The following is a 25,391-nucleotide window of genomic DNA, read 5'->3' as shown; positions in this document are numbered from 1 at the left end:
ACCCAGCTCAGCCGGTGAGCGCCGCCAGTGCCAGGTCCACGTCCTCTGTGGTCGAGTAGAGGTGGAAGGACGCGCGGACCCGGCCGGCCCGTACCGCCGCGCGGACCCCGGCCCGCTCCAGCTTCTCCTGCGCCCGGGGCACCTCAACGGTCACGATCGCGCTCTCGCCGGGCGGTCGGCCCAGCCCGGCGAGGAACCGGTTGGCCAGGCCCACGTTGTGCGCGCGGATCGCCGGCAGGCCGATCTCGGCAAGCAGTTCCAGGGCGGGCGCCGCCCCCACGTAGCAGAACCAGGCCGGGGAGATGTCGAAGCGCCGGGCATCGTCGGCCAGCCGCAGCGGCGGGCCGTAGTAGGCGGCGTGCGGGTCGGGGCCCGCGTACCAGCCGGCGGCGTCGGGACGCAGCCGGTCGCGCAGCGCCGGGGCCAGGTAGGCGAAGGCGGCGCCACGGGGGGCCATCAGCCACTTGTACGCCCCGACCGCCACCACGTCCGCCCGGCCCGCCTCGAAGGGCAGCCAGCCGCACGCCTGGCTGGCGTCGACCGCGACGAGCGCGTCGTACGCCCGGGCCGCCCCGACGATCTGGTCGTACGCGGCGACCGTGCCGTCGGCCGACTGCACCAGGCTGAACGCGACCAGGTCGGTGTCGGCGTCGATGGCGTCGACGAGCCGGTCCAGCGGGACCGTGCGTACCTTGATCCCCCGCTCCTCCTGCGCCAGCCAGGGGAAGAGGTTCGAGGTGAACTCGACCTCCGGGACGACCACCGTCGCGCCCGGCCGCAGCGCGGCCGCCACCGGGGCGAGCAACTGGGAGACCGTGCTGCCGATCGCCACGTCCGCCGCCGCCACCCCGACCAGGCCGGCGAACGCGGCCCGGGACCGCTCGGCCGCCTCGCCCCACCCCTCCCACGAGGTACGCCCCACCCGCCAGTCGGCCAGCGCCTCCTGCAGCGCCGCCCACGCCGGGTCGGGCGGCAGTCCGTAACTGGCGGTGTTCAACCAGCCGGGCTGCGGCTGCCACAGCTTCTGCGCCTGCTCCAGCTCCATGCCGGGGAGGGTAGTGCGGTCGATCGGCGGTGGTCAGCGCCAATTGCGCGATGGTGGCCCCTCGGACGCGGCGTTACGGTCGGGGTTACGCGCCACTCCCGGAGGCCGCCGATGTTTCTCGAGATCCGCACGTACCGCCTGAGGCCCGGCACCATCGACGAGTTCGTCCGGGTGATGCGCGAGGAGGCGATGCCGCTGCTGGCCCGCTTCGGCATCCGGGTGGTCGCCGCCGGGGCGTCCCTGGTCCGGGAGGACGGCCACGAGGAGGCGTACCTGATCCGGGCGTTCCCGTCCCTGGCGGTCCGCGACCGGCAGGAGGCCGCGTTCTACGGCAGCGACGCCTGGCGCGACGGCCCGCGCGAGGCGATCCTGTCCCGGATCGAGAGCTACCACACCGTGGTACTGGAGACCGCCGACCAGTCGGTCGAGGTGCTGCGACCGCGCCGGCCGTGAGGCTGGCAGCCGTTTGAAGGACTCGGTTTGCGGCAAACCGCGGCTTCCAGCCGCCCTGACACCCCGATCTCCCGCACGTCGAGTCGATCAAGCGGCCATCGCCCGGGATCCGGCGACGCCGCACCCGGGGTCGCACCGGAGAGCGTCCGTTGCGACCCCGGGTGCGGGGTGATCCTCGACCGGCCGGCTCAGGCCGGCGTGTCGGCCAGCGCCGGCGACTGCTGCGCCGGCACCTGACCGCCCGGCTGATCGGCCGGCTCGTCCTCGTCGAGCATGGTGGCCTCGTCGAACGGGCGCTGGCCGCTGAGCACGGCCTGCGCCTGGTCGCGGTCGAACTCGCCGGTCCAGGTGCCGACCAGCACGGTGGCGACCGCGTTGCCGGCGAAGTTGGTCAGTGCCCGGGCCTCGGACATGAACCGGTCGATGCCGACGATCAGCCCGACGCCGTCGACCAGGTCCGGCCGGTGCGACTGCAGGCCGCCGGCCAGGGTGGCCAGTCCGGCGCCGGTGACCCCGGCGGCGCCCTTCGAGGCGATGATCATGAACACCAGCAGCGAGATCTGCTGACCCACCGAGAACGGCTTGCCCAGCGCCTCGGCGATGAAGAGCGACGCCATGGTCAGGTAGATCGCGGTGCCGTCGAGGTTGAAGGAGTAACCGGTCGGCACCGTGATGCCGACGACCGGCTTGCTGACCCCGAAGTGCTCCATCTTGGCGATCAGGCGCGGCAGCGCCGACTCGGACGACGAGGTCGACAGGATCAGCAGGAACTCCCGGCCCAGGTAGCCGAGCAGCTTGAAGATCGAGATACGAGCGACGAACCAGAGCAGCGCACCGAGCACCACGAAGACGAAGACCGCGCAGGTGGCGTAGAAGCCGAACATCACCTGGGCCAGGCTCTTCAACGCGTCCACACCGGTGGCGCCGACCACGGCGGCGATCGCGCCGAACGCGCCGATCGGGGCCACCCACATGATCATCGCGAGCACCTTGAAGACCAGCCGCTGAAGCACGTCCACCGCCCGCAGCACCGGCTCGCCCCGGGCGCCCATCGCCTGGACGGCGAAGCCGACCAGCAGGGCGATCAGCAGCGTCTGCAGCACCGAGCCCTCGGTCAGCGCGGAGAAGAGCGAGGTCGGGATGACGCCGAGCAGGAAGTCGACCGTGTCGCCGGTCTCGCCACCGGCGGCGGCCTTGCCCGCGTCCGCCACCTCCGGGCCCAGGTTCAGGCCGGAGCCGGGGTGGATGATGTTGCCGACCACCAGGCCGATCGCCAGCGCGACCGTCGACATGATCAGGAAGTAGCCGAGGGCCAGGCCGCCGACCTTGCCGACCCGGGCCGCCTGCCGCACGCAACCGACACCGAGGACGATCGTGCAGAAGATGACCGGGCTGATCATCATCTTGATCAGGTTCACGAAGCCGGTGCCGAGCGGCTTCAGCTCCTTGCCGACCTCGGGGGCGACGAAGCCGACCACGATGCCGGCCAGCACGGCCACGATGACCGCCAGATAGAGGTAGCGCGTCCGGTCCCGGCGGGCCGGCCGGGCGGTCGCGGGGGTGGGTGTGGTGATGTCCATGCCGACAATGTGAAGCAGCTCTCACCCCGAGGCAGCCTTGCGTTCATTCTGTTCACCTCTGTGACCCGCATGTGACTTACGGGCGAAATCGGGAGCTGACCGGTGCGCCACACTTGCGAGCGGACGCCGAACGGTACGAGGAGGTGGGCGTGGCCCGACGGCAGTCGAGCATCGCGGGGCAGCTGTTCGCCCTCCAGGCCGTGGTGGTGACGCTGCTCGTGCTGGTCGGCGCGGCGGGCGCCGTGTGGCTCGCCCGCGACGACTCCCGGCATGCGGCAGAGGAGGAGGTGCTCGCGGTGGCCCAGACCGTCGCCCGCGCCCCCCACGTCCGCGCGGCCCTCACCTCCCCCGATCCGGCGGCCAGCCTCCAGCCGTACGCGGAAGCGACGCGGCTGGCGACCGGAACGCGTTTCGTGGTCGTAATGGCCCCCGACCGGACCCGGTACTCCCACCCCAACCCCGATCTGATCGGGCGGCCGTTCATCGGCGAGATCGGCCCCGCCCTCGCCGGTGAGCCCTTCACCACGACCAACGTCGGCACCCTCGGCGAGTCGGTACGCGCCGTGGTGCCGGTGTACGGCGACGACGGCCGGATCATCGGCCTGGTCTCCGTGGGCATCACCACCCAGGCGATCAACCGCAAGCTGCTCGCCAAGGTTCCGGTGCTGCTGGGCGCCGCCGCGCCGGCGCTCGCCCTCGCCGCCACCGGCTCCTGGCTGCTCAGCCGCCGGCTCCGCCGGCAGACGCACGGCCTCGGACCGGCCCAGATGACCCGGATGTACGAGTACTACGACGCGGTGCTGCACTCGGTGCGGGAGGGGCTGGTGGTACTGACCCGGGATCGCCGGGTGGCGCTGGTCAACGACGAGGGGCGCCGGCTGCTGGGGCTCGACGACGATGCGGCGGTGACCGATCAGCCGGTGGCCGGGATCGACCTGCCGCCAGCAGTAGCCGAGCTGCTGACCTCCGGCCGGGACGCGCACGACGAGCCGGTCCTGGCCGGCGACCGGGTGCTGGTGGCCAACCAGCGGACCACCCGCTTCGAGGGGACCGTGCTCGGCACCGTGCTGACCCTGCGCGACCAGACCGAGCTGCGCAACCTGGCCAGCGAGCTGGACTCGGTACGCGCGCTGACCGAGGCCCTGCAGGCGCAGACCCACGAGTCGGCCAACCGGCTGCACACCGTGCTGACCCTGGTGGAGCTGGGCCGCGCCGACGAGGCGGTCCGGCTCGCCACCCGGGACCTCGAGCTGGCCCAGCAACTCACCGACCGGGTGGTCGGCGCGGTGACCGAGCCGGCGCTGGCCGCCCTGCTGCTCGGCAAGTCGGCGCGGGCCGGCGAGCGCGGCATCGACCTGGTGATCGAGCCGGACTGCCGGCTCGACGACAGTCCCCTGCCCACCGCCGACCTGCTCACCGTCGTCGGCAACCTGGTCGACAACGCCCTGGAGGCGGTGGCCGGCACCCCGCCGCCGCGCCGGGTACGGGTCTTCGTCGGCGTCGTCGAGGACGAGATCGTGATCCGGATCGGCGACTCCGGTCCCGGGCTGGCCCCGGACCGGGTGGCGGACGCGTTCCGGCGCGGCTGGTCGACCAAGAGCGCCGGCCGGGGCCTCGGCCTGGCGCTGGTCGGCCAGGTGGTCAACCGGCACGGTGGGCGCTCCGAGGTCGGCCGCTCCGAGGAGGGCGGAACGCTGTTCACCGTCCGGCTGCCGATCAAGGAAGACCGGTCATGACCGACATCCGGGTACTGGTCGTCGAGGACGAACCGCTGCTGGCGGAGGCGCACAAGGCGTACACGGAGCGGGTGCCGGGCTTCGTGGTGGTCGGGGTGGCGCACACCGCTCAGGAGGCGATGGCGACGCTGCGGCACCGGACGGGCGAGGACGTCGACCTGGTGCTGCTCGACTTCCGGCTGCCCGACCTGCACGGTCTGGACGTCTGCCGGGCGCTGCGTGCGGCGGGCAGCAGTGTCGACGTGCTCGCGGTGACCTCGGTCCGCGACCTCGCGGTGGTCCGCACCGCCGTCTCCCTCGGGGTGACCCACTACCTGCTCAAGCCGTTCACCTTCGGCGCCTTCCGCGACAAGCTGGAGCGCTACGCCGACTACCGCCGCCAGGCGCTCGCCGACGGGGAGGTCGCCGCCCAGCACGAGGTGGACCGGATGTTCGCCACCCTGCGCGGCGCGGCCCAGCAGACCTTGCCCAAGGGCCTGGACGTGCAGACCTTGAACCGGGTGCTGTCTGCCCTCGCGGAGGGGGCGGGGCGCTCCGCGACCGAGGTCAGCCAGCGGACGGGCATCTCCCGGGTGACCGCCCGCCGGTACCTGGAGTACCTGGTGACCATCGACCGCGCGGTGCGCACGCCCCGCTACGGCACGCCCGGCCGGCCGGAGGTCGAGTACCGGCCGGTGTGACGGCGAGCCGGCTAGCGGTCAGCTGACGTTGGCCGGGCCGAGGACGCTCTTCAGGTCGCCCATCAGCGCGGTGGTGGCGGCCACCCGGAACGGCCCGAGCCGCAGCGTGGTGACCTTGCCGCCGTTGAGCAGCTTGACGTGTACCTCGGTGTCGCCGGGGTGCAGCACCAGGGTCTCCTTGAGCCGTTCGACCAGCGGCGGCGTGCACCGGTGCACCGGGATGGTCAGCGTGATGGGCTTGTTCGCCGGGTTGCTGCTGATGTCCGGCATGGACATGTCCATCGCCATGATCCGCGGGGTGTCGTCGCGCCGGTCCACCCGCCCCTTGACCACCACGATGGCGTCCTCGGCGATGTACTGGCCGATCACCTCGTAGGTGTTGGGGAAGAAGAGTGTCTCCACCCCGCCGGCGAGGTCCTCCAGGGTCGCCGACGCCCAGGCCCGGCCCTGCTTGGTGACCCGGCGCTGCACCCCGGAGAGGATGCCGGCGAGCGTGACCACCGCCCCGTCGGGCACGGTGCCCTCCTCGGAGAGCGCGGCGATGGTGGTGTCCGCCGCGGCGCCGAGCACGTGCTCCAGGCCGAAGAGCGGGTGGTCGGAAACATACAGGCCGAGCATCTCGCGTTCGAAGGCGAGCTTGTCGCGCTTGTCCCACTCCCCCTCGCCGATGGCGGGCATCACCGTCGTGCTGCCGCCGGTGTCCGCATCGCCGAAGCCGGCGCCGAAGAGGTCGTACTGGCCGACGGCCTCCTTGCGCTTGACGTCGGCGAAGGCGTCGATGGCGTCGGCGTGCACGGCGAGCAGGCCCTTGCGCGGGTGGCCCATCGAGTCGAAGGCGCCCGCCTTGATCAGCGATTCGATGGTCTTCTTGTTGCACACCACCGCGTCCACCTTGGACAGGAAGTCGTAGAAGTCGGCGTACTCGCCCTTCTCCTCGCGGCACCGCATGATCGAGGCGACCACGTTCGCGCCGACGTTGCGGATCGCGGCCAGGCCGAAGCGGATGTCCCGGCCGACCGGGGTGAACGGCCCGGCCGAGGTGTTGACGTCGGGCGGCAGGACCTGGATGCCCATCCGTCGACACTCCGACAGGTAGAGCGCCATCTTGTCCTTGTCGTCACCGACCGAGGTGAGCAGCGCCGCCATGTACTCGGCCGGGTAGTTGGCCTTGAGGTAGCCGGTCCAGTACGACACCAGGCCGTAGCCGGCGGTGTGCGCCTTGTTGAACGCGTAGTCGGCGAACGGGACGAGGATGTCCCAGAGCGTCTGGATGGCCTCGTCGGAGTACCCGTTGCGCCGCATGCCGTCGCGGAACGGGATGAACTCCTTGTCGAGAACCTCCTTCTTCTTCTTGCCCATCGCCCGGCGGAGCAGGTCGGCCTGGCCGAGGCTGTAGCCGGCGAGCTTCTGCGCGGCGCGCTGCACCTGCTCCTGGTAGACGATCAGGCCGTAGGTGGGGCCGAGGATCTCCTCCAGCGGCTCGGCCAGCTCCGGGTGGATCGGGGTGATGTCCTGCTGGCCGTTCTTGCGCAGCGCGTAGTTGGTGTGCGAGTTGGCGCCCATCGGACCGGGCCGGTAGAGCGCCAGGACCGCGGAGATGTCCTCGAAGTTGTCCGGCTTCATCAGCCGCAGCAGCGAGCGCATCGGCCCGCCGTCGAGCTGGAAGACGCCGAGGGTGTCGCCCCGGGCCAGCAGCTCGTACGTGGGCTTGTCGTCCAGCGGCAGCTTGAGCAGGTCGACCTTGCGGCCATGGTTGGACTCGATGTTCTTCAGCGCGTCATCGATGATGGTCAGGTTGCGCAGGCCGAGGAAGTCCATCTTCAACAGCCCGAGCGACTCGCACGTCGGGTAGTCGAACTGGGTGATGATCGCCCCGTCGGCGTCCCGGCGCATCAGCGGGATGTGCTCGATGATCGGCTCGGCGGACATGATGACGCCCGCGGCGTGCACGCCGGTCTGCCGGATCAGCCCCTCGATGCCGCGCGCGGTGTCGATGACCTTCTTGACGTCCGGATCCGACTCGTAGAGTCCGCGGATCTCGCCGGCCTCGGCGTACCGGGGGTGCTTCGGGTCGAAGATTCCGGTGAGCGGGATGTCCTTGCCCATCACCGCCGGCGGCATCGCCTTGGTGATCCGGTCGCCCACCGCGTACGGGTAGCCGAGCACCCGGGCCGAGTCCTTGATCGCGGCCTTCGCCTTGATCGTGCCGAAGGTCGCGATCTGAGCGACCTTGTCCTCGCCCCACTTCTCGGTGACGTATTTGATCACCTCACCGCGCCGACGCTCGTCGAAGTCGATGTCGACATCCGGCATCGAGACGCGCTCGGGATTGAGGAAGCGCTCGAAGATCAGGCCGTGCGGGATCGGGTCCAGGTCGGTGATGCCCAGGGCGTACGCGACCAGCGAGCCGGCGGCCGAGCCACGACCCGGACCGACCGCGATGCCCTGGCTCTTTGCCCACTGGATGAAGTCGGCGACCACGAGGAAGTACGACGGGAAGCCCATCTGGATGATGACGCCCAGCTCGTACTCGGCCTGCTTGACGTGCCCCTCCGGGACGCCGCCGGGGTAGCGGCGGGCTAGGCCGGCGAAGGTCTCCTTGCGGAACCAGGACTCCTCGGTCTCTCCCTCGGGCACCGGGAAGCGCGGCATCAGGTTGCGGAACTCGAACATCCCGGTGGGGTCGACCTTCTCGGCGACCAGCAGGGTGTTGCGGCAGCCCTGCTGCCAGAGCTCCGAGGTGTTGACCGCGCGCATCTGGTCGGCCGACTTGATGTAGTAGCCGCCGCCCTCGAGGCGGAACCGGTTGGGGTCGTCGATGTTGCTGGCGGTCTGCACGCAGAGCAGCACGTCGTGCGCCTCCGCCTGATCCTCGCGCGTGTAGTGCGAGTCGTTGGTGACCACCGGTGGGATGTCGAGCTTGCGGGCGATCTCGATGAGCCCGTCGCGGACTCGGCGCTCGATCTCCAGGCCGTGGTCCATGACCTCCAGGAAGTAGTTCTCCTTGCCGAAGATGTCCTGGTACGCGGCGGCGACCTTGAGCGCCTCGTCGAACTGGCCGAGCCGCAGCCGGGTCTGCACCGCACCGGACGGGCAGCCCGTGGTCGCCATGATCCCCTCGGCGTACTCGGCGATCAGCTCCATGTCCATCCGGGGCCACTTGATGTAGTGGCCCTCCATCGAGGCGCGGGAGTTGAGCTTGAAGAGGTTGTGCAGCCCGGTCCTGTTCTGCGCCCACATGGTCATGTGGGTGATCGCGCCGCTACCGGAGACGTCGTCGCTCTTCTGCTCCGGGCGACCCCACCTGACCCGCTGCTTGTGGAAGCGCGACTCCGGCGCCACGTACGCCTCGACGCCGAGGATCGGGGTGATCCCGGCGGCCGTCGCCTGCTTGTAGAACTCGTTCGCGCCGTGCATGTTGCCGTGGTCGGTCATCGCCACCGCCGGCATGCCGAGCCGGTTGGCCTCGGCGAAGAGGTCCTTGAGCCGGGCCGCGCCGTCGAGCATCGAGTACTCGGTGTGTACGTGCAGATGCGCGAACGAATCGCCCATGCGTGGCGCCCCCCGGGGTGTGATCACGGCTCCGTCGGAGCCGACCGACTCACCCTACCGAGGTCATCTGTCCGGCTCCACCGTGCGCGCCGACGGTGGTCGGCGTCTCCCTTGCACCAGTCGTCTCCGCCCCGGTCGAGGGGCAGGCGCCGGTGCGCCCGCGGTCAGCCCAGTTTCTCCGCGATGCCGTCGAGGACGATCTCCAGGCCGGCGTCGAACGCCTCGATCGCGTCCAGTTGGCGCCCCTCGCGGAAGAGCCGGGCCAGCGTGGGGTGCCGGCCGTCACCGACCGCCCGGGCGAGGTAGCGAAGCTGCTCCGGCGACGGCACGTGGGCGGTCGCCCCGGCCGGCACCCGGAGCAGTTCGAGGTGGAGTTGGCCGACCACGTAGCCGAGGAAGGTGTTCGCCACGTGCATCAGCGTCGCCGGATCCAGGCCGGGCCGGTCCACGGCGGCGAAGAGCGCCTCCTGGTACGCCAGCCCGTTCGGGCCGTACGGCGGGCGGCTGCCGAGCAGCGGCACGTACCAGGGGTGGCGGCGGGCCACCGTGGCGGTGGCGGCGGCGAGGGCGCGCAGCCGCGCCCGCCAGTCCCCGTGGTCCGGGCCGGGCAGCGCGATCTCACCGCACGCCGCGTCGGCGATCAGGTCGAGCAGGTCGTCCCGGGAGTCGAGGTGACGGTAGAGCCGCATCGGCAGCACCCCGACCCGGGCGGCGACCCCGCGCAGCGTCACCGCGTCAAGGCCGCCGGCGTCGGCGAGGGCCGATGCCGCGGCGACGATCGCGGGACGATCCACCGCAGGCGGGTGCCGGCGGGCCGGTTCGGGGCGTTCCCAGACGACGGTCATGCGATACAGTGTATCGGTACCGATACGGCGTATCGATAAGGAGCGGCCATGCGGATCCGCGGCGTCGTCTACGACACGGGCATTGAGCTGCTGCCCGGCCGGCCGTCCCGGCCCGACTTCGATCCGGACCAGGTCCGCGACGACCTGCGGGTGATCGCGACCGCGCTGGGGGCCACCGCGGTACGCCTGGTCGGGCAGGACCTGGGGCGGCTACGCCTGGCCGCCGAGGCCGCCGCCGAGGCGGGGCTGGCGGTCTGGCTCTCCCCCGGGCTGCCGGACGCTGAGCCGCCCGCCGCCCGGGCACACCTGGCGGCCTGCGCGGACGACGCCGAGCGGCTGCGGACGCGGGGCGCTGAGGTGTGCTGGTCGTCGGCTGGGAGGCCGCCCTGTTCCTGCGCGGCATCGTCACCGGTGCCACCGCCGCAGACCGGATGGCGACCATGACCACCCCGCGCCGGCTGCTCTGGAGCACGCTGCGGCACGGCCCCTTCCCCTGGGCACTCAACCGCCACCTGCGCCGAGCGGCGGCCGCGGCCCGGAAGCGCTTCGCCGGCCCGCTCACTTACGCGGCGCTGGGCTTCGAGAGCGTCGACTGGAGACCGTTCGACCACGTCGGCGTGGACCACTACCGCAGCGGGGAGCCGCTGGACGTCTGGGCCGCGCGGATCGCCGAGCGGCGCCGCCACGGCAAGCCGGTGGTGCTGACCGAGTTGGGCTGCGCCACCTACGCCGGTGCCGCCGCACGGGGCGCACTGGCCTGGACCGTGGTCGACCGGAGCACGGACCCGCCCCGGCTCGGGGAGCCGGTGGTCCGGGACGAGCGGGCGCAGGCCGAGGAGGTGGGCGCGCTGCTGGACGCGGCGCAGGCGGCCGGCGTGGACGGCGCCTTCGTCTTCACGTACGCGGCCTTCAGCTATCCGCACCAACCGGAACCGGAGTTCGACCTGGACACCGCCGGCTACGGCCTGGTCGCCGTGCTGCCCGACGGCAGTGTCCGCCGCAAGGCGGCCTTCGACGCGGTCGCCCGACGCTTCACCGCTGGTTGAGGGCGTTCGGCCGATGTCGGAGGTGCCGGGCTCGACGTGGACAAGAGATCAGCCGACGGCGGCCATGATCTCGTCGGAGACGTCGAAGTTCGCGTAGACGTTCTGCACGTCGTCGCAGTCCTCCAGGACGTCGATCAGCTTGAAGATCTTGCGCGCGCCGTCCTCGTCCAGCGGCACGTTGACGCTGGGGATGAGGGAGGACTCGGCCGACTCGTACTCGATGCCGGCGTCCTGCAGGGCGGTGCGCACGGCGATCAGGTCGCCGGGCTCGGAGACCACCTCGAAGGCCTCACCGAGGTCGTTGACCTCCTCGGCGCCGGCGTCGAGGACGGCCATCATCACGTCGTCCTCGGTGGTCCCGGCCTTGGGGGCGATCACCACACCCTTGCGGGAGAACATGTACGACACCGAGCCGGCGTCGGCGAACGAGCCGCCGTTGCGGGTCAGGGCGGTGCGCACCTCGGTGGCCGCCCGGTTCCGGTTGTCGGTGAGGCACTCGATGAGCAGGGCGACGCCGTTCGGGCCGTAACCCTCATACATGATCGTCTGGTAGTCGGCGCCGCCGGCCTCCAGGCCGGAGCCCCGCTTGACCGCCCGATCGATGTTGTCGTTCGGGACGGAGTTCTTCTTCGCCTTCTGGATGGCGTCGTAGAGGGTCGGGTTGCCCGCCGGGTCACCACCGCCGGTCCGGGCCGCGACCTCGACGTTCTTGATCAGCTTGGCGAACATCTTGCCGCGCTTGGCGTCGATGACGGCCTTCTTGTGCTTGGTGGTCGCCCACTTTGAGTGGCCGGACATCTCATACCTCCGTTTAATGATCCACGCCTGCGTCGACTGCCCGCGCCGATTCCACGGTCAACCGGTGCGAGTGGATCTGGCCGGTCGGCTCCGCGTGGAAGGCTGCGGCGAGCGGTGGCCCTGCCGAACCGCGGCAATCCTACCGAGACCGCATCCCCGCTTGTCACACCCGGCACCCGGACACGGGCGCGTCGAAGGGTCGGCGGGGTGGCCGAGCCATTGCCAGAAGACAACAACCACGGGCCGGAAAACATGCCCGCGGGCGTTAGGAGGGGCCCCTTCCTATACCAAAGACGATAGGAAGGGGCCCCTCCTAACACCTCAGGCGGCGCGGACCAGCTCCACGAAGTAGCGGTGCAGCCGCAGGTCGCCGGTGAGCTCCGGGTGGAACGAGGTGGCCAGCAGGTTGCTTTGCCGGACCGCGACGATCCGGTCGGCCGACGGCCCCTCGGTGACCCGGCCCAGCACCTCCACGCCGTCCCCGACCCGCTCCACCCACGGCGCCCGGATGAACACCGCGTGGAACGGCTCGCCCTCGACGCCGGCGATCTCCACCGGCGCCTCGAACGAGTCGACCTGCCGGCCGAACGCGTTGCGCCGCACCGTCATCTCGATGCCGGCGAAGCCGCGCTGGTCGGGACGGCCGTCCAGGACCTCGGACGCCAGCATGATCATCCCTGCGCAGGACCCGTAGACCGGCATCCCGCCGGCGATCCGCTTGTCGATCGGCTCACGCATCTCGAAGATGTCCGCGAGCTTGCTGATCGTGGTCGACTCGCCGCCCGGGATCACCAGCCCGTCCACGGCGTCCAGCTCGGTGGGACGTCGTACCGGACGGGCGTCCGCGCCCGCCGCGGCCAGGGCCGCGACGTGCTCGCGGACGTCGCCCTGCAGCGCGAGCACCCCGATGACGGGTGTCACGTTCGCTCCTCTCGTGGAGTGTTAGGAGGGGACCCCTGCTCTACCGGAGGCGTAAACAGGGGGCCCTTCCTTTCGCGTCACCAACCCCGCTCGGCCAGGCGGTGCGGCTGCGGGATCTCGTCGACGTTGATGCCGACCATCGCCTCGCCCAGGCCGCGGGAGACCTTGGCCAGCACGTCCGGGTCGTCGTGGAAGGTGGTGGCCTTGACGATCGCGGCGGCCCGCTGAGCCGGGTTGCCCGACTTGAAGATGCCGGAACCGACGAAGACGCCCTCGGCGCCGAGCTGCATCATCATGGCAGCGTCGGCGGGGGTGGCGATGCCACCCGCGGTGAAGAGCACCACCGGCAGCTTGCCGGTCTGGGCGACCTCCTTCACCAGCTCGTACGGCGCCTGCAGCTCCTTTGCGGCCACGTACAGCTCGTCCTCCGGCAGCGACTGCAGCCGGCGGATCTCCTTACGGATCTTGCGCATGTGGGTGGTGGCGTTCGAGACGTCACCCGTGCCCGCCTCACCCTTCGAACGGATCATGGCCGCGCCCTCGGTGATCCGGCGCAGCGCCTCGCCCAGGTTGGTCGCGCCGCAGACGAACGGGACGGTGAAGGCCCACTTGTCGATGTGGTTCTCGTAGTCGGCCGGGGTCAGCACCTCGGACTCGTCGATGTAGTCGACGCCGAGCGACTGGAGGATCTGCGCCTCGACGAAGTGGCCGATCCGGGCCTTGGCCATCACCGGGATGGAGACGGCGTTGATGATGCCGTCGATCATGTCGGGGTCGCTCATCCGGGACACGCCGCCCTGGGCGCGGATGTCGGCGGGCACCCGCTCCAGCGCCATGACGGCGACGGCGCCGGCGTCCTCGGCGATCTTGGCCTGCTCGGGGGTGACCACGTCCATGATCACACCGCCCTTGAGCATCTCGGCCATGCCCCGCTTGACGCGGGCGGTGCCGACGACGGGCGCGGCGTTGGCGTTCGGGGAGGTGGATTCGGACACGGGTCATCGCTCCTTGGGGCGTGCTCGGAGGGTGGCTGCAAAAAATGCTACGACGGGGCCAACGCCGGTCCGACAGCCAATCAGACCCACGGTGGCCTGCCCTGTGGCCCGCATCACGGCGGACCAGGGCCGGTGAGCGCGGCGGAACGGGGCCGCGGCGCTCAGCCGGTGGTGACGTCCGCGGGGGCGGCCAGGGTGGGGTCGTCGATGTCGAAGTAGCGCGGCCACTCGTGCTGGCGTCCCATCCGGAACAGCCGCACCAGAGGGCGACCGCGGGCCGCGCGGGCGTCCCGGACCAGGTCGGTGTGCACCTGCCGGGCCAGCGCGAGCCGCCGGCTGGCCGCGATCACCGCCTCGTAAGCCGGGTCGGCCGGGTCCAGCTCGACGCTGCGCAGCTGCCGGGTGAGGTCGTTCTCGGCCGCCTCACGCTCCTCCGGCACAGCGTCCAGGGCGATCCGCGCGGCTGCGTACAGCTCCACGCCGTAACGCTGCTCGGCCAGGACCGCCGCGGCCGCCGCGCGGCGCAGCAGGTGGGCGTCGAGCGCCCGGGCCGCCGACTCGGCCCGGGTCTGCAACCGCTCCACCCGGCCGGCCGTCCAGATCAGGTACGCCGCGACCAGCCCGACGACCAGGACCGCGCCCACCACCCACCACATGCCCGGCATCGTAGTGCTGCTCCGTTCCCACCCGTCCGGGCGCGGTCCGGGGCGACGCGCTCGTCACACCCGCCCCACCGGCCACGCCGATCAGTCCAGACCCACCCATTCCTGGTCGATGACCCGACCGTCGGTGGCCTCGATCGCCGCTGCGTATACCTCCAGAACGCGGCGGGCAACCACGGGCCAGTCGAAATTCGCCACCACCTGATCGCCGCAGGCGGTCAGGGTGGCCCGCTGCTCGGGGTCATCGAGCAGCTCGGCCAGGGCGGTACGCAGGGCTACCGGGTCGCCGGTCGGGAAGAGCCGGCCGGCCCGCCCGCCGTCGAGCACCCGGCGGAACGCGTCCAGGTCGCTGGCGACGACGGTGGTGCCGGCGGCCAGGGCCTCGGTGAGGATCATCCCGAATGATTCCCCGCCGGTGTTCGGTGCGACGTAAAGGTGCACGCTGCGCAGCATGCGCGCCTTGTCCTCCTCGGAGACCAGGCCGAGGAAGGTGACCCGGTCGCGCAGCTCGGCCGGGAACCGGTCGAACAGCTCGTCCGGGTCGCCCGGGCCGGCCACCAGCAGCCGCAGGCCAGGGCGCTGCCGGGCCAGCTCGACGAAGGCGTCGCGGAGGATCGGGAAGCCCTTGCGGGCCTCGGTGAACCGGCCGAGGAAGCCGATCGTGCCGCCGGTGCCCGAGCCGCACTCCCCCGGCCAGCCGGGCAGCGGCTCGACCCCCGCGAACTTCGCCACGGTCACCCCGTTCGGGATCTCCACCGCGCCGCCGTCCATGTGCTCGACCTGCACCTTTCGCGCGAGGGCACTGACCGCGATCCGGGCGGTGATCCGCTCCAGCACGATCTGCAGCACGCCCTGCGCGGCGGCGAGCACGCGGGAACGGGTGATCGCGGTGTGGAAGGTGGCCACCACCGGGCCGCGGGCGGAGAGCACGGCGAGCATCGACAGGCTCAGCGTCAGCGGCTCGTGCACGTGCAGCACGTCGAAGTCACCGCGGGTGATCCAGCGCCGCACCCGGGCGGTGGAGACCGGCCCGAACGCGATCCGGGCCACCGAGCCGTTGTACGGCAGCGGCACGGCCCGACCGGCCGGCACCACGTACGACGGCAGCGGCGAGTCCTCGTCGGCCGGAGCCAGCACGCTCACCTCGTGCCCCAGCCCGATCAACGCCTCGGCCAGGTCTATGACGTGGTTCTGCACCCCGCCCGGGACGTCGAAGGAGTAAGGGCACACGATGCCGATCCGCATTGGCGCGCCCTCTCCCTCAGACCGATCCGGTGGTGGCCGGGGGCTGCACCGAGGGGGACCCGCCGTCGGCGGCGCCGCGCTGGTCCAGCCACATCCGCTGCAACATGTGCCAGTCTTCCGGATGCCGGGCGATGCCCGCCGCCAGACCGTCGGCAATCCGCTGGGTCAGCACCCGGACCCGCTGGTCCAGCGGCCCGCTGTCCGGGCCGGGCAGCTCCAGCGGCCCCTCGAGCGAGGCGCGGGCCACGTCCAGCTCGTACCACATCGAGGCGACGTAGAGCGGCGCGCCGGTGCGCAGCGCGAGCAGGGCCGGCCCGGCCGGCATCCGGGTCCGCGCGCCGAAGAACTCGACCTCCACGCCCCGGGCGGAGAGGTCCCGGTCGGCGAGCAGCGGCACCACCGCGCCGGCCCTGAGCCGGTCCAGCAGCACATCGAACGTCGGCCGGTCGCCGCCGTGGGTGGGCAGGATCTCCATGCCGAGGCCCTGCCGGAACGCGAGGAACCGTTCGTACACGCCCTCCGGCTTCAGCCGCTCCGCGACGGTGGTGATCGGCCAGCCGCTGGCCGCCACCCAGGCCCCGGCGGCGTCCCAGTTACCGGCGTGCGGGAGCGCAACCACGGCGCCTCGGCCGGATTCCACGTCGGCGGCGAGCTTCTCCACCCCGTCGAGCCGAAAGCTGGCGAGGATCTGCTGGCGGCTCAGCGTGGGCAGCCGGAACGCCTCCATCCAGTACCGGGCGTACGAGCGCAGGCCGCACTTGACCAGCGCGTCCAGCTCGGCCTCGGGCAGCTCGGGGCCGACCACCCGGCGCAGGTTGGCGCGCAGTCGGGCCGTACCCTGGCCGCCCTTGCGGTGGGCGCGGTCCGCGCCCGCCCGGAAGGCCGCGGCCACCACGGGCCGGGGCAGCGCGCGGACCAGGCGCCAGCCGGCGACGAAGCCGAGCTCCGTGAGGTTCACTCCCGGCCGACCTGGGCCTGCCGGTACACGTGCGCCATGCGCTGCCCGACCGTGAAGATCGAGACGGCGGCGAGCAGCCAGAGCGCGATCGGCAGGGCGAGGTCGACGCCGAGGCCGGTGAGCAGGCCACCCACCCCGACGATCAGCAGCCGCTCGGTGCGTTCCGCGATGCCCACGTTGCCGCTCATGCCCAGCCCCTCGGCGCGGGCCTTGACGTAGGAGACCAGCGCACCGGCGGCCAGGCAGAGCAGCGCCGCGGCCACCCCGGCGTGGTTGCCCTCGGTGGCGAGCCAGTACGCGACCGCGCCGAAGACCGCGCTGTCGGCGATCCGGTCCATGCTGGAATCCAGGAAGGCGCCGAACCGGGTGGAGCCGCCACTCATCCGGGCCATCGTCCCGTCGAGCAGGTCGGTGAGCGCGAAGACCGTGACGATCAGGGCGCCGGCGACCAGGTCGCCGCGGGCGCCGAAGCCGAGCGCGCCGACGAGCACGCCGAGGGTGCCGGTCACGGTGACCGCGTTGGGGGATACGCCCGCGCGGAGCAGACCGCGCGCGACCGGCTCGACGACACGGGTCATCCCCGCGCGGGCCGTCACTTGGAAGATCTTCGCCATGGCGGTCCCACGATAACGGCCGGCAGCGGCCGGCGATACCGCCGGTCGGGCGACCCGCCCGGAGGAGGCTTGTGCCGGGTCGGCAACGGGTGTGAGATCGAGCGGGGAGGTGAGCCAGCTCACCGACCCGCCCATTGAGTACCCGTCGTCCAGGAGACCACCGGAGGATATCGCCGCGGCACCAGCTCGGGCCCGCTTCCCCGTCGCGCGCGGCGGTCGCCACCACCACCGGCTGAGGGAGGTGCGCCGCCATGGCGCAGAAAAATCAGGAGAAGGGTGTCACCGGCGCCGCGCCGGTGGTGACCGAGCCCGGCAGGGTTCGCAACGTGGTGCTCGTCGGGCACTCCGGAGCGGGCAAGACGACGCTGGTGGAGGCGCTGCTCGCGACCAGCGGCACGATCGGCCGGGCCGGCAACGTCACCGACGGCACCACGGTCAGCGACCACGACCCCGCGGCGGTGCGCCAGCAGCGCTCGGTGAGTCTGGCCTGCGCGCCGCTGATGCACCAGGACGTCAAGGTCAACCTCCTGGACACCCCCGGTTACGGCGACTTCGTCGGCGAACTGCGCGCCGGCCTGCGGGCCGCCGACGCGGCGCTCTTCGTGGTCTCCGCGACCGACGGGATGGACGCCGCCACCGCCGCTCTCTGGGAGGAGTGCGCCGCCGTCGGCATGCCGCGGGCCGTCGCGGTGTCCCGGCTGGACCACCCCCGCGCCGACTTCGACGAGGCGGTGGCGCTCTGCCAGCGGGTCTTCGGTGACAACGTGCTCCCGCTCTACCTGCCGATGCTCGGCGACGACGGCGTGACGGTCGTCGGCCTGATGGGGCTGATCACCCGACGGGTCTTCGACTACTCCAACGGGCTGCCCGCGACGGTGCGCGAACCGGACCCGGAGCACCTGCCGGCCATCCAGGAGGCGCGCAACGAGCTGATCGAGGGGATCATCGCCGAGAGCGAGGACGAGACCCTGATGGACCGCTACCTCGGCGGCGAGGAGATCGACACCCAGGTGCTGATCACCGACCTGGAGAAGGCCGTCGCCCGGGGCCACTTCTACCCGGTGGTGCCGGTCTGCGCGGAGACCGGCGTCGGGCTGGACGTGCTGCTGGACGGCCTGGTCGCCGCCTCCCCGTCGCCGCTGGAGCACGAACTGCCCGCGGTGACCGGGTTGGACGGCTCGCCTCGGCCGCCGCTGAGCTGCGACCCCGACGGCCCGCTTGTCGCCGAGGTGGTGAAGACGACGGTCGACCGACACGTCGGGCGGGTCTCCCTGGTCCGGGTCTTCTCCGGCACGCTCCGCCCCGACCAGACGGTGCACGTCTCCGGGCACGGCATGGCCGAGCGCGGGCACCCGGACCACGACGCCGACGAACGGGTCGGACACATCTACAGTCCCCTGGGCGCGACGCTGCGCGAGGTCAGCGCCTGCATCGCGGGCGACCTCTGCGCGATCACCAAGTCGGGCAGCGCGGAGACCGGCGACACCATCTCCGCCAAGGAGGAGCCGCTGCTCATCGCGCCATGGGAGATGCCCGAGCCGCTGCTGCCGGTGGCGATCGTGGCGAAGAGCCGGGCCGACGAGGACGCGCTGGCCCGCAACCTGGCCCGGCTGGTCGCCGGCGACCCGACGCTGCGGCTGGAGCGCAACCCGGAGACCCACCAGCTGGTGCTCTGGTGCATGGGCGAGGCGCACGCCGACGTGGTACTCGACCGGCTGCGCAGCGGCGGCGTCGAGCTGGAGACCGAGCCGGTACGGGTGGCGCTGCGCGAGACGCTGACCGTCGGCACCAAGGGGCACGGACGACACGTCAAGCAGTCCGGCGGCCACGGCCAGTACGCCGTCTGCGACATCGCGGTGGAGCCGCTGCCGCGCGGCGCCGGCTTCGAGTTCGTCGACAAGGTGGTGGGCGGTGCGGTCCCGCACAACTACATCCCGTCGGTGGAGAAGGGCGTCCGGGCCCAGATGGAGCGCGGCCTGGTCGCCGGCCACCCGGTGGTGGACCTGCGGGTGACCCTCTTCGACGGCAAGGCGCACAGCGTCGACTCCTCGGACGCGGCCTTCCAGACCGCCGGGGCCCTCGCGCTGCGGGACGCCGCCGACAAGGGGCAGCCGACGCTGCTGGAGCCGGTGGACGAGGTGACCATCCGGGTGCCCGACTCCTCGGTGGGCGCGGTGATGGGCGATCTCTCCGGCCGGCGCGGCCGGGTGCTCGGCACCGAGCCGGACCCGGACGCCGAGGGGCGCACCCTGGTTCGCGCCGAGGTCCCCGCCACCGAGCTGCTGCGGTACGCGGTCGAGCTGCGCTCGATGACCGCCGGCACCGGCACCTTCCGCCGCGAGTTCGCCCGCTACGACCCGATGCCCCCGCACCTCGCCGAGCAGGTCCGCAAGGAACACGCCGCCCGCACCTGACGCACTCACGCCCTCCGCTCGCCAACCCCTGGCCGCGCGGTCGGTGCGAATTCACGGAGAGAGTGGCCTCGCTGGCGCGGGCGGCCACGCATTCCGTGAATTGTGCCCACAGGCGGGCGGTGAGGTGGGGGCGGCGCGTGGGGCGTGGTCCCGGAGGGCGGGGGTCAGGGGCGGGCGGCGGGGACGGGGGGCATCGGCCAGTGGGGGCGGTCGGCGTCGCGGAGGGCCGCCGTACGCAGGGCGGCGAGCTGGCGTTCCACCTCGGCGAACTGGTCGGGGGCGAGCGGGCCCCGGCGCAGCGCGGCGGCGTTCTCCTCGACCTGGGCAACCGTCCGCGCGCCGGGGATCGGGACGCTCCGGCCGCTGCGCGCCCAGATCCAGCCCAGCGCCCCCTGCGCGAGGGTCCGGCCGTCGGCGGTGAGCGCGCCGCGGACCGCGGCCACCCGGCGCAGCCACTCCGGCGCCGGCCGGCCGCTGCGGAACCACTCGAGCCAGGTCGGAGCGGTCCCCCGCACGTCGTCCCGGGGCAGCGTCGAGTCGGTGGTGTACTTGCCGGTCAGCAGCCCCATGCCGAGCGGCCCCCGGGCGATGCTGGCCAGATCGTGCTTGTCGCAGGCGGCCAGCATGGCCGGGGCGTCGCGGAGCACCGACAGGCCGTGCTGCACGGCGGTGGCGTGCGGCGCCACCTGGGCGAAGGCCGCAGCTCGGTCGGCCCGGTCGGTGCTCCAGCGTACGCCCGGACGTGGCCGTCGGCGACCAGGTCCTCCAGGGTCCCGATCAGCGCCTCGGCCCGGGGCACCGGCAGGTCACCGAGGTGCAGCTGGTAGAGGTCGATCCGGTCGGTGTCCAGCCGACGCAGCGAGTCGGTGACCGCGCGCCGCAGGTACGCCGGGGAGGCGTCCTCCCCGGTGGCCTGCCGGGTCGCCTCGTCGAAGGTGTAGCCCCACTTGGTGGCGAGCACCGCCTCGTCGCGGCGGCCGGCGAGCGCCCGGCCGAGGACCCGCTCGCCGTGCCCCGCCCCGTACGTGTCCGCGGTGTCGAAGAGGGTCACGCCGAGGTCGAGCGCGCGCCGGACCGCCCGGACCGACTCCGCGTCGTCCACCGCGCCCCAGCCCAGCGGCCGGGCGCCCTCCGCCCACGGGCCGCCGATCGCCCAGCACCCCATGCCGAGCGCGCTGACCTCGATGCCGCTGCGGCCCAACGGCCGCGTGCTGACTGCCATCGCCGCATCCTGTCACCTTCCCGGCGGCCGCGGGCGGCATCGTCGCCGGGCGTTCCGGGACGACCCCTCGCGGCCGACGCCCCCGGTCAGCGGGCCACGGCGTACGCCAGCAGCAGCGGGGTGGCCTGTCCCGGCCAGGCGCCGGCCAGCCAGGCGTCGGACGGCGCCTCGGCGCCGGCCGGCTGCCGGACGACGGCCAGCTCGACCTGGTCGGTCCGGATCAGCGTCGGGTTGCCGTCGACCACCTCCCCGGGTACGCCGACGGCCGGCGGCTCGCCGCCGGGGTGGCTACCGGTGATCGTCATGTTGGGCGGGCGGACGTCCCGCCGGCCGTCCACCTCGAAGTACTCCTCGGCCGGCCCGGCACCGGCCAGCACGGCGGCGGCGAGGGCGGGCGTGTACACCGGGTCGGCGCAGGCGTCGTACACCCAGCGCGGGCCCAGCACGGAGTGCTCGGTGGTGCCGACCAGCCAGCGGTCGGCACCGGCCAGCGGCCCACCCCGGTAGGTGAGCGGCACCTGCAGGACCGGCCCGTCGCCGGCGCGGACGAGCAGCGTCTCGATCCCGACCTCGCCGGCCGGGTCGTCGAAGCGGAACGTCGCCACCCGGGTGACGTCCGCGCCCGCCGTCCCGGCGAACCAGGGGCGGCCGGGCAGCCAGGCGGTGAGCAGGTCGAGCTTCGAGGGGCGCAGTTCCGCGCGGTGCAGCAGAGCCATGCGCAAGATCGTAGAGCGGTCCACCGGCGGGGGCCGGGTCAGGCCGGCCAGGCCTTGGCAAGCAGGTCGCGGGTGTCGGCGAGCAGTTGCGGCAGGACCTTCGTCCGGCCGATCACCGGCATGAAGTTGGCGTCCCCGCCCCAGCGCGGCACCACGTGCTGGTGCAGGTGCGCGGCGATGCCGGCGCCGGCCACGCCGCCCTGGTTCATCCCGAGGTTGAAGCCGTGCGCGTTGGAGACCTGCCGGACCACCCGCATCGCGTCCTGGGTGAACGACGCCAGCTCGGCCGTCTCCGGCACGTCCAGCTGAGTGTAGTCCGCGACGTGCCGGTACGGGCAGACCAGCAGGTGCCCCGGGTTGTACGGGTAGAGGTTGAGCACCGCGAAGACGTGCTGGCCCCGGGCGACGACCAGGCTCTCGTCCGGCGGCAGCCCCGGGGCCAGGCAGAACGGGCAGCCGGTCGGCCTCTCGTAGCCATCCTCGGGCCGGTCCTCGCCCGAGATGTACGTCATCCGGTGTGGCGTCCAGAGCCGTTCCAGCCCGTCCGCCAGACCGTCGTCGATGCCGTGCTCAGAGTGCCGCGCCGCCCCAGTCACACCGCCGATCCTATGGTCCGGGGTGGGTTGCGGCGAATGGCGGTGCCCCGGGCCAGGGACACCGCCATTCGCGGCGAACCGGGTCGATCAGCTGTCGGCGGCGGACGGGCCCGAGTTCGTGCGGGAGTTCACCACGTCCAGCACGTGGGCGACCGCGTCGGGAATCGGCACCCCGTTGCGCTGCGAGCCGTCCCGGTAGCGGAACGAGACCGTCTCGGCGGCCACGTCGTCGTCACCGGCGATCACCATGAACGGGATCTTCTGCTGCTGCGCGGTCCGGATCTTCTTCTGCATCCGGTCGTCACCGGTGTCCACCTCGGCCCGGATACCTTCGGCGCGCAGGGCGGCGACGAACTCGGCCAGGTACGCCGCGTGCTCGTCGCGGATCGGGATGCCAACCACCTGCACCGGGGCCAGCCAGGCCGGGAACGCGCCCGCGTAGTGCTCGGTGAGCACGCCGATGAAGCGCTCGATCGACCCGAACTTGGCGCAGTGGATCATGACCGGCTGCTGCCGGGTGCCGTCCGCCGCCTGGTACTCCAGCCCGAAGCCCTTCGGCTGGTTGAAGTCGTACTGGATGGTCGACATCTGCCAGGTCCGGCCGATGGCGTCCTTGGCCTGCACGGAGATCTTCGGGCCGTAGAAGGCCGCGCCGCCCGGGTCGGGCACCAGGTCGAGCCCGGTCTCCCGGGCGCACTGCTCGAGCACCGCGGTCGCCGTGGCCCAGTCCTCGTCCGTGCCGACGAACTTGTCCGGCCGGGAGTCGTCCCGGGTCGACAACTCCAGGTAGAAGTCGTCGATGCCGAAGTCCTTGAGCAGGCCGAGCACGAAGCCCAGCAGGTGCTTGATCTCGGCCGGCGCCTGCTCCTGGGTGCAGTAGGAGTGCGAGTCGTCCTGGGTGAAGCCACGCACCCGGGTCAGCCCGTGGATGACGCCCGACTTCTCGTACCGGTAGACCGAACCGAACTCGAACAGCCGCATCGGCAGCTCACGGTAGGACCGCCCGCGCGACCGGTAGATCAGGTTGTGCATCGGGCAGTTCATCGCCTTGAGGTAGTAGTCGCTGCCCTCCATCTCCATCGGCGGGAACATCGTGTCCTTGTAGTAGGGCAGGTGCCCCGAGGTGTGGAAGAGCCCTTCCTTGGAGATGTGCGGCGTCCCAACGTACTCGAAGCCCTCTTCGATGTGGCGGACCCGGACGTAGTCCTCCATCACCCGCTTGAGCACCCCACCCTTGGGGTGAAAGACCGCCAGGCCCGAGCCGATCTCGTCGGGGAAGCTGAACAGGTCGAGGTCCGCGCCGAGCTTGCGGTGGTCGCGCCGGGCGGCCTCCTCCAGCAGCTTCAGGTACGCCTTGAGCTCGTCCCGGGTCGGCCAGGCCGTGCCGTACACCCGCTGGAGCTGCGGGTTCTTCTCCGAGCCCCGCCAGTACGCGGCGGCCGAGCGCATCAGCTTGAACGCGCCGATCAGCCGGGTGTTCGGCAGGTGCGGGCCACGGCACAGGTCCGACCAGCAGACCTTGTCCTCGTTCGCGGCGAGGTTGTCGTAGATGGTCAGCTCGCCGCCGCCCACCTCCATCACCTCGGAGGAGTCCAGCCCCTCCCCCTTGACCTCGATCAGCTCCAGCTTGAACGGCTCGTTGGCCAGTTCGCCCCGCGCCTCGTCCAGGTTCTTGAAGCGGCGCCGCCGGAACCGCTGGCCGGACTTGACGATCTCCTGCATCCGCTTCTCAAGCTTGCCGAGGTCGTCCGGCTGGAACGGCTTGTCGACGGCGAAGTCGTAGTAGAAGCCGTTCTCGATGGGCGGGCCGATGCCGAGCTTCGCCTCCGGGAAGACGTCCTGCACCGCCTGGGCGAGCACGTGCGCGGTGGAGTGGCGCAGCACGTTGAGCCCGTCCGGCGAGTCGATGCTCACCGGCTCGACGGTGGTCTCCTCGGCCGGCTTCCAGTCCAGGTCGCGCAGCACGCCCTGCGGGTCGCGGACCACGACGATCGCCTTCGGGCCCGTGGCGGGCAGCCCGGCTGCGGCCACCGCGTCGGCCGCCGTCGTCCCGGCGGCGACGACGACGGGGTCGGCCACGACGGGGGTACGGGGTGCGGACACGATGGCTCCTGTCGTCGATGGGGATCGAATGTGCCGGGTACCGGCTCCTGCGATGCTATCGGTCGCCCTTTCCGCACCGTCGGCGACGCCGCCGGCGTCCCAGTTCGCGGCATCCGGCCCGAGTTGGACGACCGTTGAACCTTTCCGCCCGCCCGGCCGAACTACCGGGTGCGGCCGGAACGAGTGCCGGCCGCCTGGAGACGGATGGGGACGATCATGACGATGACCCGTCGCGGCCGGGTCCGGACGGCGACTCTGCTGGCCGCCGTCGTCGCCAGTGTGCTGGGCTGGCCCGCCGCCGCCCGGGCGACCGAGGTGACGGTGACGACCGCCCCGGGGCAGGTCCACCAGGGCGACGCGGTGGAGGTGACCTTCGTGCTGCCCGAGGAGCGGCCCGGCGCCCGGACCGACCGGATCGAGATCACCCTGCCCGCCGACGCCCCGGTCGGGGAGGTCTACCCCATGTCGGTGCCCGGCTGGGCGCCCCGGATCACCACCCGCACGCTCGACCAGCCGGTGGCCGGCATGCATGCCGCCGGGGTGGACAGGGTCACCGACGCGGTCGTCTGGACCCGGGCCCCCGGCGCGCAAGCGGGCCCGGCCCGGCTCGCCCTCGCCATGGGCCCGATGCCGTGGACCGAGCGCCTCTCCTTCCGGGTCGTGCAGCGGTACTCGGACGGCACGGTGGTGCGCTGGGCCGACCCGGCCGGTGGCGCGCACCCCGCCCCGGCGCTCACCCTGCTGCCCCCGGCGCCGGGCTCCGACCTGGCCGGGCACACCGGCCATGGCGGCACCGGCGACTCGCCGGCAGGCGCGGCCGTTGAGGCCCCGGCCGCTCCCCCGGCCGCCGACGACCCGGACACCCCGAACGCGGACCTCCTGCTGGGCGCCGGGCTGCTCGCCGGGCTCGGCGGCGGCGCGGCGATCGGCTGGCTGCTCAGCCGGTGGCGACGGGGCGGGATGGCCTTCGCGCCCGAGGAGAACGAGGACCTCGGCGGCAGTGGGGCGCCAGCAGTGGTGCCGGCCGCGGCCGCGACGGCCGAGCCGGGCCAGCCCCGGCGATGACGACCGGCCCGTCGGCTGCTGCCCGACAGGGAGTCGTCTCCCCGCTTTGCTCTGCTGCAGCCCACGCAACATGGCAGCGCTCCCGGTGTTGCCATCGGGGCAGCAGAGCAAAGCGAGCGAAGGAGGTCCTGGTCAGGGGACGGGC

21 protein-coding genes and 1 pseudogene are annotated in these 25,391 nt (G+C 72.4%); 7 read left to right on the top strand and 15 right to left on the bottom strand.

The genetic code is table 11. The features are described 5' to 3' along the window. Positions 1-7: 7 nt before the first annotated feature. Positions 8-1,045, bottom strand: a complete 1,038-nt coding sequence (locus GA0070624_RS14810; RefSeq protein WP_091341477.1) for an aminotransferase class V-fold PLP-dependent enzyme — start codon at positions 1,043-1,045, stop codon at positions 8-10. A gap of 111 nt (positions 1,046-1,156) precedes the next feature. On the opposite strand from GA0070624_RS14810, the gene GA0070624_RS14805 reads away from it, so the two are divergent. Beyond that, positions 1,157-1,498 carry an NIPSNAP family protein gene (locus GA0070624_RS14805; RefSeq protein WP_091341474.1) on the top strand — a complete coding sequence of 114 codons (342 nt, stop codon included), beginning with the start codon at positions 1,157-1,159 and terminating at the stop codon, positions 1,496-1,498. Positions 1,499-1,686: 188 nt separating this feature from the next. Here the strand turns inward: GA0070624_RS14805 and GA0070624_RS14800 are convergent, their stop codons facing one another. Continuing rightward, positions 1,687-3,078, bottom strand: coding sequence for a cation:dicarboxylate symporter family transporter (locus GA0070624_RS14800; protein WP_091341472.1), 1,392 nt, complete (start codon positions 3,076-3,078; stop codon positions 1,687-1,689). 149 nt (positions 3,079-3,227) lie between these two features. Here GA0070624_RS14800 and GA0070624_RS14795 point away from each other — a divergent pair, with 149 nt between their 5' ends. Together GA0070624_RS14795 and GA0070624_RS14790 are read left to right on the top strand one after the other, a co-directional pair. Continuing rightward, entirely contained in the window at positions 3,228-4,814 is a 1,587-nt protein-coding gene (locus GA0070624_RS14795; RefSeq protein ID WP_091348865.1) for an ATP-binding protein, read from the top strand. After that, positions 4,811-5,494, top strand: a complete 684-nt coding sequence (locus tag GA0070624_RS14790; RefSeq protein ID WP_091341469.1) for a response regulator — start codon at positions 4,811-4,813, stop codon at positions 5,492-5,494. Before GA0070624_RS14795 ends, GA0070624_RS14790 begins: the two co-directional genes overlap by 4 nt. An 18-nt stretch (positions 5,495-5,512) precedes the next feature. Here GA0070624_RS14790 and dnaE read toward each other — a convergent pair whose 3' ends face one another. Next, positions 5,513-9,046, bottom strand: a complete 3,534-nt coding sequence (dnaE, locus tag GA0070624_RS14785) for a DNA polymerase III subunit alpha (RefSeq protein ID WP_091341467.1) — start codon at positions 9,044-9,046, stop codon at positions 5,513-5,515. Positions 9,047-9,210: 164 nt separating this feature from the next. Further along, positions 9,211-9,891, bottom strand: coding sequence for a TetR/AcrR family transcriptional regulator C-terminal domain-containing protein (locus tag GA0070624_RS14780; protein WP_091341463.1), 681 nt, complete (start codon positions 9,889-9,891; stop codon positions 9,211-9,213). Between the two features lie 48 nt (positions 9,892-9,939). Here GA0070624_RS14780 and GA0070624_RS14775 point away from each other — a divergent pair, with 48 nt between their 5' ends. Next, positions 9,940-10,335: a hypothetical protein gene (locus GA0070624_RS14775; RefSeq protein WP_091341460.1), complete on the top strand. Its 396-nt coding sequence runs from the start codon at positions 9,940-9,942 to the stop codon at positions 10,333-10,335. Next, the gene (locus GA0070624_RS34725; RefSeq protein WP_091341458.1) at positions 10,251-10,937 is read left to right on the top strand and encodes a glycoside hydrolase family 113 protein; all 687 of its coding nucleotides are present in this window, start codon (positions 10,251-10,253) and stop codon (positions 10,935-10,937) included. Before GA0070624_RS14775 ends, GA0070624_RS34725 begins: the two co-directional genes overlap by 85 nt. Before the next feature lie 48 nt (positions 10,938-10,985). Here the strand turns inward: GA0070624_RS34725 and GA0070624_RS14765 are convergent, their stop codons facing one another. The 7 genes from GA0070624_RS14765 to pgsA all read right to left on the bottom strand — a co-directional run bounded on the left by GA0070624_RS14765 (position 10,986) and on the right by pgsA (position 17,130). After that, positions 10,986-11,735 carry a YebC/PmpR family DNA-binding transcriptional regulator gene (locus GA0070624_RS14765; protein ID WP_091341456.1) on the bottom strand — a complete coding sequence of 250 codons (750 nt, stop codon included), beginning with the start codon at positions 11,733-11,735 and terminating at the stop codon, positions 10,986-10,988. Positions 11,736-12,056: 321 nt separating this feature from the next. Beyond that, positions 12,057-12,656 (bottom strand): pyridoxal 5'-phosphate synthase glutaminase subunit PdxT, encoded by a 600-nt coding sequence (gene pdxT, locus GA0070624_RS14760; RefSeq protein WP_091341453.1) that lies wholly within the window; start codon positions 12,654-12,656, stop codon positions 12,057-12,059. A gap of 77 nt (positions 12,657-12,733) precedes the next feature. Then, positions 12,734-13,651 carry a pyridoxal 5'-phosphate synthase lyase subunit PdxS gene (gene pdxS / locus GA0070624_RS14755; protein WP_091341451.1) on the bottom strand — a complete coding sequence of 306 codons (918 nt, stop codon included), beginning with the start codon at positions 13,649-13,651 and terminating at the stop codon, positions 12,734-12,736. A 161-nt stretch (positions 13,652-13,812) separates the two neighbouring features. Next, positions 13,813-14,316, bottom strand: a complete 504-nt coding sequence (locus GA0070624_RS14750) for a hypothetical protein (RefSeq protein ID WP_091341449.1) — start codon at positions 14,314-14,316, stop codon at positions 13,813-13,815. An 81-nt stretch (positions 14,317-14,397) separates the two neighbouring features. After that, positions 14,398-15,558 carry a glycosyltransferase family 4 protein gene (locus tag GA0070624_RS14745; RefSeq protein ID WP_091341446.1) on the bottom strand — a complete coding sequence of 387 codons (1,161 nt, stop codon included), beginning with the start codon at positions 15,556-15,558 and terminating at the stop codon, positions 14,398-14,400. Positions 15,559-15,574: 16 nt separating this feature from the next. Beyond that, positions 15,575-16,516, bottom strand: coding sequence for a phosphatidylinositol mannoside acyltransferase (locus GA0070624_RS14740; protein WP_091341444.1), 942 nt, complete (start codon positions 16,514-16,516; stop codon positions 15,575-15,577). Then, positions 16,513-17,130, bottom strand: coding sequence for a phosphatidylinositol phosphate synthase (gene pgsA, locus GA0070624_RS14735; protein WP_091341441.1), 618 nt, complete (start codon positions 17,128-17,130; stop codon positions 16,513-16,515). The genes GA0070624_RS14740 and pgsA overlap by 4 nt, the downstream gene beginning before the upstream one ends. Positions 17,131-17,381: 251 nt before the next feature. On the opposite strand from pgsA, the gene GA0070624_RS14730 reads away from it, so the two are divergent. Further along, positions 17,382-19,544, top strand: a complete 2,163-nt coding sequence (locus GA0070624_RS14730; RefSeq protein ID WP_091341439.1) for an elongation factor G-like protein EF-G2 — start codon at positions 17,382-17,384, stop codon at positions 19,542-19,544. Between the two features lie 164 nt (positions 19,545-19,708). On the opposite strand, the pseudogene GA0070624_RS14725 reads toward GA0070624_RS14730, so the two are convergent. The 4 genes and pseudogenes from GA0070624_RS14725 to thrS form a co-directional block, all read right to left on the bottom strand. Next, positions 19,709-20,766 (bottom strand): annotated as a pseudogene (locus GA0070624_RS14725) (aldo/keto reductase). An 86-nt stretch (positions 20,767-20,852) separates the two neighbouring features. Then, positions 20,853-21,482, bottom strand: coding sequence for a CG0192-related protein (locus GA0070624_RS14720; protein WP_091341437.1), 630 nt, complete (start codon positions 21,480-21,482; stop codon positions 20,853-20,855). Positions 21,483-21,520: 38 nt separating this feature from the next. Further along, positions 21,521-22,078 (bottom strand): HIT family protein, encoded by a 558-nt coding sequence (locus GA0070624_RS14715; RefSeq protein WP_425413507.1) that lies wholly within the window; start codon positions 22,076-22,078, stop codon positions 21,521-21,523. Between the two features lie 87 nt (positions 22,079-22,165). After that, the gene (thrS, locus tag GA0070624_RS14710; RefSeq protein WP_091341434.1) at positions 22,166-24,181 is read right to left on the bottom strand and encodes a threonine--tRNA ligase; all 2,016 of its coding nucleotides are present in this window, start codon (positions 24,179-24,181) and stop codon (positions 22,166-22,168) included. Between the two features lie 216 nt (positions 24,182-24,397). Here thrS and GA0070624_RS14705 point away from each other — a divergent pair, with 216 nt between their 5' ends. Next, on the top strand, positions 24,398-25,246 hold the full coding sequence (locus GA0070624_RS14705) for a YcnI family protein (protein ID WP_091348859.1): 849 nt from the start codon (positions 24,398-24,400) through the stop codon (positions 25,244-25,246). Positions 25,247-25,391 lie beyond the last annotated feature (145 nt).

The sequence above is a fragment of the Micromonospora rhizosphaerae genome (assembly GCF_900091465.1).
GTDB classification, from domain to species: Bacteria; Actinomycetota; Actinomycetes; order Mycobacteriales; family Micromonosporaceae; genus Micromonospora; species Micromonospora rhizosphaerae.
This window is presented reverse-complemented; position numbering and strand designations above follow the sequence as displayed.

Excerpts from the sequence above, each read along its gene's own strand:
- GA0070624_RS14810 (WP_091341477.1), bottom strand. The coding sequence starts at position 1,045 with ATGGAGCTGGAGCAGGCGCAGAAGCTGTGGCAGCCGCAGCCCGGCTGG.
- GA0070624_RS14805 (WP_091341474.1), top strand. The coding sequence starts at position 1,157 with ATGTTTCTCGAGATCCGCACGTACCGCCTGAGGCCCGGCACCATCGAC.
- GA0070624_RS14800 (WP_091341472.1), bottom strand. The coding sequence starts at position 3,078 with ATGGACATCACCACACCCACCCCCGCGACCGCCCGGCCGGCCCGCCGG.
- GA0070624_RS14790 (WP_091341469.1), top strand. The coding sequence starts at position 4,811 with ATGACCGACATCCGGGTACTGGTCGTCGAGGACGAACCGCTGCTGGCG.
- dnaE (WP_091341467.1), bottom strand. The coding sequence starts at position 9,046 with ATGGGCGATTCGTTCGCGCATCTGCACGTACACACCGAGTACTCGATG.
- GA0070624_RS14780 (WP_091341463.1), bottom strand. The coding sequence starts at position 9,891 with ATGACCGTCGTCTGGGAACGCCCCGAACCGGCCCGCCGGCACCCGCCT.
- GA0070624_RS14775 (WP_091341460.1), top strand. The coding sequence starts at position 9,940 with ATGCGGATCCGCGGCGTCGTCTACGACACGGGCATTGAGCTGCTGCCC.
- GA0070624_RS14765 (WP_091341456.1), bottom strand. The coding sequence starts at position 11,735 with ATGTCCGGCCACTCAAAGTGGGCGACCACCAAGCACAAGAAGGCCGTC.
- GA0070624_RS14750 (WP_091341449.1), bottom strand. The coding sequence starts at position 14,316 with ATGCCGGGCATGTGGTGGGTGGTGGGCGCGGTCCTGGTCGTCGGGCTG.
- GA0070624_RS14745 (WP_091341446.1), bottom strand. The coding sequence starts at position 15,558 with ATGCGGATCGGCATCGTGTGCCCTTACTCCTTCGACGTCCCGGGCGGG.
- pgsA (WP_091341441.1), bottom strand. The coding sequence starts at position 17,130 with ATGGCGAAGATCTTCCAAGTGACGGCCCGCGCGGGGATGACCCGTGTC.
- GA0070624_RS14730 (WP_091341439.1), top strand. The coding sequence starts at position 17,382 with ATGGCGCAGAAAAATCAGGAGAAGGGTGTCACCGGCGCCGCGCCGGTG.
- GA0070624_RS14720 (WP_091341437.1), bottom strand. The coding sequence starts at position 21,482 with ATGGCTCTGCTGCACCGCGCGGAACTGCGCCCCTCGAAGCTCGACCTG.
- GA0070624_RS14705 (WP_091348859.1), top strand. The coding sequence starts at position 24,398 with ATGACGATGACCCGTCGCGGCCGGGTCCGGACGGCGACTCTGCTGGCC.